This window comes from Ornithinibacillus salinisoli, assembly GCF_042684965.1.
In the GTDB taxonomy this organism is placed as follows: domain Bacteria; phylum Bacillota; class Bacilli; order Bacillales; family Amphibacillaceae; genus Ornithinibacillus; species Ornithinibacillus salinisoli.
The window spans coordinates 1-12,892 of sequence record NZ_JBHUMI010000009.1 but is presented as its reverse complement, the minus strand read 5'-3'; the positions used below and the strand labels follow the sequence as shown (position 1 = coordinate 12,892).

The 12,892-nt window shown below is 36.6% G+C and carries 11 protein-coding genes and 1 riboswitch; of the genes, 1 reads left to right on the top strand and 10 read right to left on the bottom strand.

What is annotated here, in order from left to right:
• Positions 1–258: 258 nt before the first annotated feature.
• Entirely contained in the window at positions 259–1,119 is an 861-nt protein-coding gene (locus tag ACFSTA_RS04955) for a manganese catalase family protein (RefSeq protein ID WP_377555460.1), read from the bottom strand.
• 175 nt (positions 1,120–1,294) lie between these two features.
• On the opposite strand from ACFSTA_RS04955, the gene ACFSTA_RS04950 reads away from it, so the two are divergent.
• Positions 1,295–1,762 (top strand): SRPBCC family protein, encoded by a 468-nt coding sequence (locus tag ACFSTA_RS04950; RefSeq protein ID WP_377555458.1) that lies wholly within the window; start codon positions 1,295–1,297, stop codon positions 1,760–1,762.
• 70 nt (positions 1,763–1,832) lie between these two features.
• Here ACFSTA_RS04950 and ACFSTA_RS04945 read toward each other — a convergent pair whose 3' ends face one another.
• From ACFSTA_RS04945 to ACFSTA_RS04905, 9 genes are all read right to left on the bottom strand, one after another.
• Complete coding sequence (locus ACFSTA_RS04945; RefSeq protein ID WP_377555457.1) at positions 1,833–2,783, bottom strand: ATP-grasp domain-containing protein; 951 nt, start codon at positions 2,781–2,783, stop codon at positions 1,833–1,835.
• Positions 2,784–2,816: 33 nt separating this feature from the next.
• Positions 2,817–3,857: an LLM class flavin-dependent oxidoreductase gene (locus ACFSTA_RS04940; protein ID WP_377555456.1), complete on the bottom strand. Its 1,041-nt coding sequence runs from the start codon at positions 3,855–3,857 to the stop codon at positions 2,817–2,819.
• 190 nt (positions 3,858–4,047) lie between these two features.
• A riboswitch (SAM riboswitch) is annotated at positions 4,048–4,153 on the bottom strand.
• 55 nt (positions 4,154–4,208) lie between these two features.
• Positions 4,209–5,759 (bottom strand): D-alanyl-D-alanine carboxypeptidase/D-alanyl-D-alanine endopeptidase, encoded by a 1,551-nt coding sequence (gene dacB, locus ACFSTA_RS04935; RefSeq protein ID WP_377555455.1) that lies wholly within the window; start codon positions 5,757–5,759, stop codon positions 4,209–4,211.
• A 444-nt stretch (positions 5,760–6,203) separates the two neighbouring features.
• The gene (locus ACFSTA_RS04930) at positions 6,204–7,805 is read right to left on the bottom strand and encodes a YndJ family protein (protein WP_377555454.1); all 1,602 of its coding nucleotides are present in this window, start codon (positions 7,803–7,805) and stop codon (positions 6,204–6,206) included.
• On the bottom strand, positions 7,792–8,406 hold the full coding sequence (locus ACFSTA_RS04925) for a DUF4166 domain-containing protein (RefSeq protein ID WP_377555453.1): 615 nt from the start codon (positions 8,404–8,406) through the stop codon (positions 7,792–7,794). The genes ACFSTA_RS04930 and ACFSTA_RS04925 overlap by 14 nt, the downstream gene beginning before the upstream one ends.
• Positions 8,407–8,416: 10 nt before the next feature.
• Positions 8,417–9,322, bottom strand: coding sequence for a DoxX-like family protein (locus tag ACFSTA_RS04920; protein ID WP_377555452.1), 906 nt, complete (start codon positions 9,320–9,322; stop codon positions 8,417–8,419).
• Positions 9,323–9,544: 222 nt separating this feature from the next.
• The gene (locus ACFSTA_RS04915; protein WP_377555451.1) at positions 9,545–11,116 is read right to left on the bottom strand and encodes a Vga family ABC-F type ribosomal protection protein; all 1,572 of its coding nucleotides are present in this window, start codon (positions 11,114–11,116) and stop codon (positions 9,545–9,547) included.
• Between the two features lie 668 nt (positions 11,117–11,784).
• Entirely contained in the window at positions 11,785–12,660 is an 876-nt protein-coding gene (locus ACFSTA_RS04910) for an IS3 family transposase (protein ID WP_377555759.1), read from the bottom strand.
• Between the two features lie 5 nt (positions 12,661–12,665).
• Positions 12,666–12,892: helix-turn-helix domain-containing protein (locus ACFSTA_RS04905; RefSeq protein ID WP_377555450.1), on the bottom strand; the 227-nt coding region annotated here is incomplete at its 5' end.

Sequence of the window (12,892 nt, the reverse complement as noted above, 5' to 3'; positions counted from 1 at the left end):
GCTCTTTTGGGGTAGTTTGTTTCTGTTTGATGAAAATTGTGAAGTAACTTCAGCATGAGCCATTTATTATTTTCTCTCATCCATTTGATGTCTCATACTCTATTGATCGACCAAAGTGATCGATCTTTTAACGTTACTTCGTAGTCTACATAAATTACTCACTAAGATAGGAAAAAGGCTTTTAGAAGACAGCCACCTCTAAAATATGCACTTCAAAAGACTGCCAAATTTGACAGTCTCTCATTTTTTATCACCCTATTATTTCATATCTGGATCTGGTAAATCATCAGAGGTTCGTAACACTTCTGGTGGTGTATCAAATATATATGGTGGTGCCGGTTTAAGTTTTGGTTTCTTACCATACGGTACAGGATGTTCCACAAAATTAAACATTCCACAACCATCAATACTTGGCCCGTTAGCCCAACGACCATATGCACTTTCATTTCCAGCAGAATAGTTAAATAATGTGTAAGCAACTTCTTCTTTTTGTAGCTCACGAGGGAATGTACTTGGTACAACTATATTTTCTTTTTGCTCAAGCTCTAAACAAGCTGCATACCACTGATTCTGATGCATCGTATCTCTAGCAATTAACCATGATAGCATATCTTTTACACCACGGTCATTGGTTTGCTCATACAATCGACAGGCTTGTAATCTTCCCTGTGATTCAGCATTTAAATTAGCTCGGAAGTCGGCTAGCAAATTGCCACTAGCAATGATATAATCTGCTGTCCATCTATTCCCATTTGAGTCCGCTGGCATTGCACCTAATCCAGATACGATTGTATGCTGTGGATTAGATCCTCCTAGAATCGCAGCAACAATTGGATTCTTTGCAGCTTCCTCTAATTCAACGTCTGGTGCACCATCAAGCAATCTAGCAATCATTGTAGCTAACATTTCAATATGTGCCAATTCTTCAGTACCTGTATCCATTAAAAGATCTTTGTATTTTCCATTACCTCGTGTGCTCCAACCTTGGAATAAATATTGTAATGCTACAGAGATCTCTCCAAACTGTCCACCTAGGATTTCCTGAAGCTTCCTGGCGAATACTGGATCTGGCCGGTCAGGCTTTGCGCGATACTGTAACTCTTTTACATGATAAAACAATCATCTCACTCCTTCTAGAAATGGGTAAAAAACTACTCTTTAACTAGTTATTCATCCAATCAACTATTGGTGACTTATACGGTAGCCCATTTTAAGCTCACCAACCGGACATGTTAGAAAATTATTGTAATTAGAGGTATACTATTTTAAAGGCTACATAATGGAGGTTGATATCATGCTGGCACAAATTAATAAGAATGGGAGTAAATATTCTGTAACATATGAGCGACACCTAACTCATCCAGTTGCAAATGTATGGGCGATGTTTACTGACAATAGTAAATTACAACAGTGGTTTGATGAACTTCACGTAGAAGATCTTCGTCAGGGTGGAACTATATTATTTGATATGGGCGATGGCACATATGAAGAAATGAAGATAACTGAACTGGATCATCAAGCTGTTTTAGAGTTCGATTGGGATAAGGATCGTGTTCGCTTTCATTTTATGGAGGAGGATAATGGTTGTGAATTAACCCTCATAGAAACAATTAATGAATTAACGGAACATACCCCAAAAGATCTAGCAGGTTGGCATGTATGCCTAGATGTCATCGAAGCACTTTTAGACGGCACAGATTATGGACCACGTGAGAAAAGCTGGAAAAAATGGTATGAAAAATATAAGGAAGCTCTAGAGTAAGTTGCATCCGATTGAAAAGTAGCCTAGAGTTAACTAGGCTTTCCAGCTATTATTCGTACAATCATTGCAACTATATTTTAACCACTTCCAGCTTACTAAGCTCTTCTCCTAAATAATTCGCTACTTCCAACATACCGTATTTCCCACTGATAGCTTCTGCTTCACTATTATAATTCGTATTTGTATTAATATCATATGTGTAAATCTCACCATTTTTGTCTTGGGTAAACTCAATTCCAGCAATCTTAATATTATTAGCAGCTAGGACACGTTCATATTTTTCTAGGATAGGATGGTCAAAATTTTCCTGTATCTGAAACTTAGATGGAGTTGACGAATGCTCACCTACGGAACAAAATAAATCGTCAATTGTACATGCATCTGCCGGACATAATTCAAAACCTTCTGACGTATCTACACGTACTGCGTAAACAAACTTCCCACCAACAAATTCACATCGTGTAATAAATGAATCTGGAGACTCAATATACTCCTGAATTAATGTGATTCCATCAACGGATTCGTTAAAACCTTCTCCATCAATATACTCTTGAAATGCATCCATCGAGTTAAAAAGTTGAACTCCAAGACCTTTACCTGCACGATTGTGTTTTGTGATAAACTTTTTACCTGCAAATGATTGAGCCGCTTTTAATATTTTTTCTTTCCCAACTGCTGCAATTGTTTTCGGAGTCTGTACACCTTGTTTTTCAAGTTCTACATATTGTAATACCTTACTAACTTCCAATTGTAGTGCACGACTTCCATTAATTACAATTCGATCATGTTGCTCCAACCATGCCAGTATAGAACTCGTCAATTCTGGTGAATAACGATGTCCTCTCGTATGTGAAGAAGCACTCATCCTACTATAAAAGATCCCTTCTGGTGGTGCCGAGGAAAGATCAACATTTCCCTTATCTACTAACCAATCTTCATATGGAAGTTGTAATTCTTCCAATCTCTTCAATAGATGCTCTGTCCATTCATTATTTTTGTGTATGACATATATTTTACGCAAGGCTCTTATCTCCTTTATGATTAGTATGTTTGTCTATTCGTTACGAAGTTCTTCAACTTTTGGCATGACTTGATTTGCGAAACGTTCCAACTCTTCCAGTTGTGGTGAGCATTGGAGTAATAGTAAATCAACGCCTGCTTGCTCATAAGCTAATATTTGCTTTGCAATTTGCTCAGGTGTTCCAATTAAATTTGGACGCAATCCCCTGTTCGATACAGAATAATCCTGAAGTTGAATTTGTTGTTCTAGTTCAGACTTAGATGTAAAATCCTTAAAGCCAGCATAACCACTAGTATCTTTTACTGTCGTAATTCGCTTTAATTCTTCTTGGGCCTCTTCCTCTGAATCCCGACAAATAACATAAGCTGCCATACCAAAAGATTGTAACGGTTCATGCCCAACTCTATTTCTTCTCTCTTTCATATCTGTAATTTTCGCTTCTATTTCTTCAACTGTACCGCCATGCATCACATAGGCATCGCAAAGTGATGTGATAACCTGTTTTCCTTTTTCACTCTCTCCGCCAGCGTATAAAACCGGGTTAGGACGTTGAACAGGTTTTGGAGACAGTACGGTATTTTCTACTTGATAGAACTTACCATGATAGGTAAAGTTCTCTTCAGTCCACAATCCCTTTAAAATCTCCAAAAATTCGGTTGTACGATCATACCTTTCATCATGCTCCGTAAAATCGCCTCCGTATTGTTTCGCTTCCCCTTCCCACCAGCCGGAAACAACATTTAATGTAAAACGTCCATTACTAATATGGTCGATATTTGCAGCCATTTTCGCTGTTACTGCTGGATTATGGAATACAGGTCTTACTGCAGTCATAATTTCAATTTTTTCTGTTACAGCTGCTAACGCTGCAGCTGTTGACCATGCTTCAAGTGAATCCTGTTCTGGTCCTTTTATATCATTTAAATATAACTCAGCAATCAGTGTTGTATCATAGCCCCACTGCTCAGCTGATTGAATGACCTTCTTTGCGTAATCATAGGTCGGAGGCATATCCTCGAACTCAACATTTCGTAGCCATCCACCAAATATCGGTAACCAAAATCCATACTTCACTTTCTCCACTCCTCTTCTCAATTTTTATAAAAAAAGACTGTTTTCTAAAAGTTTGTTGCTTATTCAAGTAATGAATTTTACTGAGTAATTTACATAGACTGCATTAAAAGATTCAAAAAACCCAAACAAAAAAACTCTTCTCCATCAAGATAGGAAAAGAGTTTTATGACCTGGGTAAAGGGAATTCTCTCTCCTATCTTTCAAGCAAATGCTTGCAGGAATTGGCACAGTATTCCATATGGAACCTGTTGCCGAGGCTTCAAAGGGCCGTGTCCCTCCACCTCTCTAGATAGAATTAAATATAAAATATTTAATTATTAAAACTTAGCATATAGAAAGAAATAAATCGTGTCAACCATTTGAACTCACAGAAAATTCATCTTTAAGCAACCTTACAATTTGGTCAATTACTTGTGGACCATCATCTTCATCGATAATATTATTCAACAAGATGGAAAAAATAAGTTTTTCACTACTTGCTGTATCAACATAGCCAGATAACGTACTTACGCCAGCTATGGTCCCGGTTTTTGCTTGTACAGCAATATCGTTCATTCGAGACCTTAACGTTCCGCCTATCATTCTTTCAGGATTTCCCGAGACAGGTAAAGAATTGTAATAAGTGGAAAACCAATCTTTTTCCTGTACAAGATACAATAACTGAGTAATTTGGTTTGGCGGTAGTAGCGTTACATGAGAAATTCCAGATCCATCTCGAATAACTAGGTTCTTCGTATCCAGTCCCATTTTTTCTAGTTCGGATTCCACAACTTCGATACCTTTTTCCCAACTTCCTTCACCATGGACAAACTGCCCCATTTCTTTCATCATTACTTCCGCATGTACATTATTGCTTAATTTCATAAATGGGATTAGTAGTTCTGATAATGGCATTGAATCATGAGTGAAGAGTAATTTACTATTCTCTGAAACGATGCCACGTTTTACTGTTCCAGTCCATGTAATTCCTTGTTTCTGAAGAGCTTGTTTAAATAAATCCATGGCATATTCAGTCGGTTCCCAAACAGCCATCCATTCTGTTACATTAGCAGCGCCAATAGGAATACTACCTTCAACTGTAAAGGTATTGGTACCATGTTTCCGCTCTAGTGTTATATCTTCTTCCACACTTGCAGTACTCGTTGTAGACGTATTTGCGATTTGGATATATGGCGTATCAGGAGAAATAGATACTTTAGGCTTTTCCCCTACCTTATTGCCTGGAGTTACTTGTACTATTACTGAACCTGCATCATAATCTTTATTCGGAGAGGCTGTTAGAGCTGAAATTTGAGCACCATAATACCAGTGTTCATCTGTCCAATCTAAATCCCTTGATAACCGTACATCATCATACCAAGAATCATCTCCAATAATATCTCCATCAATCATCTCTATACCGTTTTCACGGATTTCTGTAGCAAATGCTTCAAAGTCTTCTTGAAGTAATGTAGGATCACCTTTTCCTTTTAAATAAAGATTCCCTTTTAATGTATTGGACTCTAATTTTCCATTTGTCCAAATTTCAGTTGAAAATTGATAATCTTCTCCAAGTACGTTCAGGGCAGCAAAACCTGTCAACAGCTTCATATTAGAAGCAGGTCGGAGTCGGGTATTCCCAAAGTGTTCATAGAGCAGTTTACCGTCTGAAGCGGATCGAACACTAATGCCAATTAACGCTCCTTGTAATACTGGCTCACTCCTCAGATAATCGTCCAAGCTTGTTATTTCAATAGCCTCTGCCTCCAGATTATTAAGTACGGATTTACTTTCATGTTTCAAGGTATTTTTCCCCTCCACTGATTGGGCCTGTCTACTTTCAGGGCTAGAAGAAAATGTTGCGATAACAAAAACTATAAAGAAAATTGACAGTACACCAAACCCAATTTTATAGAAATTCAATACAACCATCTCCCATATCATACACTTCCCTTATAATGTGTGTTCAAAAATGAGGATGAAAAGGACCAAGAAGTTCGAGGCGGTATAGTTTCGAGCATTAGGAAAGCTCCCCTGAGTCTGCATCGCACGTAGGATAAGTGTTCTTCTTATCCAAGGAACGGAATGTATGTATTTAGATACATGAGCAAGGCTGCATCGAGAAACAACTTCAATGCTGCCTTGTACCGAGGAATATGCTTCTATGAGTATGCTAGGAGACGCAGGTACACCGCTCTTTACGCAGAAACAAACCAACGAGCTTCCACAGGATGTGGTGACTTCGACGTTCGACACAGGACGTGTCGGTAGTTAGTCGAAGATCCCCTATCTAGATGTGTCATTTTTACCGGAATTTTTGAACATCCATTTATAGTCTTTACATCGAATGCCCTTTTTAAAATTTATTCAAGCCATTTTTGTATCATGATGAATTTCATAATTTATCGTTAGGAATGGGAAGGTAAAAATCTTCATATGATGCTGTGCTTGCAATACACCATGTTCTATTTCCTTCACTTGAAAATCCTCTTCGAGTGGAAGTTTTAACAAATATTCTCTAATAGCTAGATAAATTCCCGGATCTGTTTCAGTACGCGAAGCTTGCTTACTTGATAGCTCTAAATGACTCCCTTTTTGTTTAAGGTGTAAAACTCCAACCATTGTTGATCCTGGTAATGGCAAAGCAATATTCATATATGTTTTTCCGTCCGTTTGATGATATGAGTACAGCGCAACAAAAACAGTCTCCCCATCAGCTTTCCGTAACCATGCTCTTGTCTCATTTCTTCCATCCAGTTCATCATTTATGGAAGTAATATCTCCGGTCATTTCCATTCGTTTACTCGATAATGGGAGATTTAATTGCCTCGTTGTCCGACTTATTGCACGGTAGATTGCAGCAAAAGGACGAAACCAGCCCTTCCATTTCACTTCTGCAAATAGTCGGTATTGGTTCGTATTCTCATAAAAGTCCTTAATTGTCGGTGATAATGTTGCCACATCTATAGTGGGTTCATACACTGCCATGTTATCAACCAATCCCTGGTAATGTTGGTTATCTTCTTTTCCCTTAAAAAAATCTTCTCCAATCGTTCCTCCACCTCTTAAACTACTAATAGGAAACGACCTTTTTTTATACGTAGTAGGAGGTAAAAATATGTACCACCCTATAATACCAATCGACGCAAAAACAACAGCATTTGTTATCCCGTGAAATCGAAGCATAAAATCAATTGTTACTGTAAAAAGTTTCGTAGAATTTCCTACAGCATATAAAAGTGAAAACAAGATGGTAATTCCTACCGCAGCAAAAGATATACGAATGAGCCATTTTTGTAATGATACGTGAAATGGAGTCCGGTAGGTAAGTACAATTAATCCATATATTCCAATGATATAAAGGATAACGGATAAGACTTCAATTATAGGTGAGAAAGTTATACCTAATGCTACAATTATGGGAGAAACTAATATAAGGAATCCAATGATTAGGTATAGCTTTGGCTTGTATAACCTTCCTAAAAAACCTACGAATATTGGCAACAAAAATGCAGAGTAATGGAAATGAATTGCTGTTAGCCACGTAAGAATTGATGAAAAACCGGTGTCTATTCCTACTTCGAATGCGAAAAACCAACCACCTCCAATAGCAAGGTAAATAAGACCTGCATCAATTAGCCCTTCTTCCAACTGTTCAAAACCTCGATGTAAGAACCTCCTTAACCCTATCAATGCTATTGCCATTGTAAATCCAAAGTATATCATTGCTAGAATCGGATCAAACACCGACTGATCGGTGACCTGCAAAGTAAATATAGCTACAGAGGAAAAGATTGCAAAACAAAATAAGGGAGTATTAATTTTATGATCGCGTAAAACGAGATGAAGAGTGAATGGTACAAAGACAGTCTGTGCAACTGTTAGTAAGACACTATACCAAGGATCAATTTGAGAAAAAATTAATAATAGAACAATACTATTTATCATTGCTAAATTACGAAATGTCATGTTGGACAAACTCCCCTTCATATCCAAAAAGTCTACCAATTAGTGGATTGTTAACAGTAACAGAAATGAAGTAGATACCTTTTTCTTCATCAAATTCTTCTTTTATAATTGCTTTACCTTGAAGTAGCTTTGGTAAAGGAATTTCTAATTTCCCTAATACAATACGCTGTTTTTTCGACTCTATGATTAATCCACCATACTCGGTAACTATAAGAGCAAGATCTGAGTAAAATACAGGTGGTTCACCAAAATAGTCTTTTATTACATTACGTTTTTCATCCAAACTCATTAGTGCATTGAAGTACCTCTTTTTCTTACCGAAAATAAATTCTCTCTCCCAAAGAACTTGTTCCTCATCCCCTCTACTTTTTAGAGGAGTATTTTTTATTTGGAATGGGATATTCTGACCATACTCAGGAAATAATACATCCCATTTCGTTCCTAGTATAAACAATGGATATAACCATCTCGGTCCACTGTAAACATTTTTCATAACACCTTTAGCCATAAAAGGTGTAGCATTTTCAAAAGCATATCTCCGCTGAAGCATGGGATGAAGTTTATTATAATTCTCACCTAGTACTTGTCTATATATTGACATATGAACCTTCCTACCTTTTCCGCTTACAGTTTCTTGAAGTTGGTACGTCATTACTCAGTAATAAACCCAATATCGAAAGAACGAATAGTGCTATATTAAATGTTAAAGGATTAAAAGGCTGGATGATGTGTTCTGGTTCCGCAATAATGGCACCTATAGTTAGTATCGGAAAGAGTATTACTTGAATTCCAAATAGGTGCCTCTTCCTTCGATAGAAAATCCACAACACACCAAAAACCACTTCTAATATTCCAGCTATGTAAACAACTCCCACACCTTGGCTATATGTTATTGGCAAGGTGTTAGTCAACATAGTAACCTCATCTGGATACATAAATATTAATTTTGGAATAAGTCCATGGTATATCCATAGAAACATGAAAAAAACAGTAAGAACCCCTGTACTAAAGAATCGAATATACTGTGAAGCAGGTGTCTCACCTTTTTCTAACCATCTTTTCAATACATCAAAGCTTAGCGCTGTTCCCCATCCAATCATTGGACGGAATATAATCGCATCAAACAGGCTTCCTAACTTACCAAAGCTAGTTTTATAGTTATATTGCGTAAGAAATTTTATGGATTGTTGACCTTCAGGTATGTATTTCCAATATCCTCTACCTTCTCGAATGATAGAAATAGCTTGTTCCGTACCAAAATGTAGGGAAGAAGTTCTTGATCCATCTTCTGCATGATAACTTCCAACACTCTTACCCCACCCCTCAATTTCTAATCCGAATCCAATATTTGTTTTGTAATCGAATAATTGAGGTTCACCTTCTCTTTTAGGCTTATACTTTATCGAAGAAAAACGCAAATCCCATTGTTCGTGTAATTTAGGATTTTGTGTCGCTTCCCATAATTCATCCATCTCAGCATCAATCGGGATTTCAACATATATCGGTTTATGTTTCATTATGATCACCCCATCTAAGTTTAACATACATGCAACGTCATTCATTTTATTAATCTGAATCATCGGTTACTTAAAATCTGCCGTAGCAATAGATGTTATTTTCAATAATGTTCATCCCTCACTTCGTATTTTTTACAATTTTATCATAAATTTGATATATGAATAAAAACATTCAGAAATGTAAAATGGAGCCTTTTCTTTAACGGAAAGGCTCCACTTCTGTTACTCTAGCTCTAGTTTCTTTTTTTCACTCATCAATTGTTGGAATTCCTGCTCCAATTCTGGCTTAGGGTCTATACTTAACCTACTGAGCACATCTGAAATTTTTGTCTCTAACACTATCCGTTGGTCTTCTTTGGTATCCCGTTCATCAAGTAGCTCATATTGCATGTACTTTCCATATGTCCCATCAAATAACCTCATTTCTTGATTTTCAATGTGTAAAATACGGTTGGCTACGTTTTCGATAAACCGTCGATCATGAGAAACAAATATCACTGTTCCAAGATACTCCTGTAATAATGATTCCAGTGCCTCAACTGCTGTAATATCTAAAAAGTTTGTTGGTTCATCAAGAATAATTGTATTAATGTCACTTAAGAAAAGTTTTGCAAACGCTACTTTTACACGCTCCCCACCACTTAAAACATTAACCTTTTTATAAACATCATCTCCAAAAAAGTACAATCTTGCTAAGACTGTGCGGATTAATGCTGTTTCTTGAGAGGAAGATTGCTTTACATTTTCCAATATGGTTTTGCTAACATCCAAGATATCCAGGTTTTGACTAAAATAACCGATCTGGACAGTAGGAGAAATTTGAATATCCTTTTCGTTAGAAATTATCTTTTTGACAAAAGTTGTTTTTCCTGTTCCATTTTCACCGATAATTGCCAGCTTATCCCCTGCTTTAATATGGAAGCCTGACTTTCTCCACAATACTCTATTACCAATTCTGCCTTCCAAATCCTCTACACGAATAATAACGCGATTTTTTAGTGTACTTGCCCCTACAATATCCATATTCATAGGAGCTTCCGTTTTTACCTTTTCCACTTTTTCTAACTTCTCTAATCGTGTTTTAATTGCTTTTGCAGTTGTTTCCAGTTTTTTCTGTTTCTTAGCAAAGTAAGGTTTTGCTCCCTTTTGCCTAGAATCCGAATCACTTGGTTTATTCGGATTTTTAGTTGCACGAGCTGCTTTCTTCTTTTTTTGCTCCAATGCGTTCTCAAGTTGTTTTTTCTTATTCATATATTGCTCATATGCCGCTTCCTGTTGTCTAACCTCTAATTCCCGTTGCACCTCATAATCAGAATAATTACCAACGTATTCGGTTATCGAAGTATCTTTCACTTCCCAAATTTTTGTACAAAGCGCATCTAAAAAAGCACGATCGTGAGAGACAATTAGAATTGCACCATCTATGCGATTGAATTGTTTTTCTAGCTTCTCCATATGTCTCGTATCTAGATTAGTAGTTGGCTCATCTGCAAAAAGAATATCAGCTTTTTCAGCAAGTGCTTCATTTATATATGCTTGTGTTACCTCACCACCACTTTGTGTAGTATCTGCTCGCTTTAACTGCGGTAATAGCTTTCGAGTTGCAGTTGTTGAAATGTTGCCAGACGTAGGTTTTAGCTTTCCTGCTAATATATTTAGTAATGTTGTTTTACCAGAACCATTCTTTCCAATGACACCAATCCGGTCATTCTCTTGGATTTGTACATGATCAATGTTTAATAATTCTGTTCCTTGAATTTCGTGTGATATATTTTTTCCTTCTAATATAAGCATTCCGATCAACCCCATATATTTTTTTCGGGATGCAAAAAAGCCTCCCATTCACTAGGAAGAATAGGAAGCAGACGCCTAACAAACGAACAAAAGCAGAATTGCCCCTGTTCAGGAATTGTAGGTATACTAAGACAGTCTAATCCTATTCTTCGTATTCGAATAATTGCATAACAAAAGAGACAGGTTTTTCCTGACTTTTTTACAATTATTCAAATCACGTTTAAAAATAGGATTAATTATCCATCTGCCCAAGTAACACCCTTTCCGATTTAATTAGTTTTACTATAAGCTATATAATTAAAAGAATCAACCATTTTTTCCATACTAAAAAACTTCCACTCTAAAGACGAACGATTAGAACTTAATTCTTAGTTGATTGAAACGTGTACAGTAACATATCGCTCAGAATACCGCTACAGAAATACACTACGCTTTCCCCCAGGACAAGGAACGCTACTTCAGCGACACATCGCACGCAGAAAAAGTAGTTTTCTTTTTCAAGGAGTCTCCGTGTACTTCCTTCGCTAGGATCGGTTCTATATTCAGTGAGTGGAGCGTAGGGCATGTTTACGAAAATAACCCAAAAAGAAAAATCCTCACTAATTCGAATTCTATTTGAAGAATGAACTGCCCCCCGTCAAGTAGACAGTGGAAATAATAAAAATGATTTAGGCGGCCATCGTCCTGTATTCCATAGGACTGTGGCCGTTTAATCTTTCTTGGTATCTATTATGATTATAAAAATATATATAATCATCTATTGCTTTAGAGAGCTCCTCAAATGTATTAAACTTGCGTAAGTAGTATTTTTCACATTTCAGAGTTCCCCAAAATGATTCCATTGGTGCATTATCAATGCATTTTCCAACTCGAGACATACTATGCGTCATCTTTGCTTTATCTATCTTCCGTTTAAACTCTCGTGAAGTGTATTGATATCCTCGATCACTATGGATAAGTGGGTGTTCCCCGTCCTCTAATATATCGATAGCTAAATCCATTGTCCTAAAAACAAGTTGGTTATCATTTCGATGGCTAAAAACAAAGCTTACGATTGATCCATCATACACATCGCGTATAGCACTTAAATAGGCTTTCTTGGACAAACCATATTTGAATTCTGTGACATCTGTTACCCATTTTTCATTTGGTTTCTCTGCTTTAAATTCACGATTCAAGATGTTTTCCGCAACTTGTTGGGGAATGGAGGATTTATAACGTTTCTTCTTTTTACGAATAACCGATTGTAACCCTGCAACCTTCATCAATCGATAGATTCTTTTATGATTAAATTTCTTTTTAAATTTCCGATCCATATTCATTTTCATTTGGCGATATCCATAAATACTTTCTACTTTTTCATGTAGATCTATCATTTCTTTTAAAAGTTCTTTATTTTCAACTTCTCGTTCTGTTGGTGTTCGATTTAACCATTTATAGTAAGCAGACTTTGTCACTTTCGCAATTTCACAAAGAAGGATAATAGGAAATCCCTCTTCCTCATGAAGTTCCCGTATCGCCATATACCTATCTTTAAACCTTATTTGATCTATTTCCTCCTCCTTTCGATCTCTTCTAACTTTTTTAGAAATAAGTTCTCCGCTCTTAAACGTTCATTTTCCAATTCTAGTCGCTTCATTTGTAATGTCATTTTTTCTTCTGGAGACAGTTCTGTTTCACTTTTTGTTCTTCCACGATTGTCCTTTAACGCCTCTGCACCTTTTGTTTCATATTTTTTAACCCATTGATACACTTGTTGATAGGTAACCTTATATT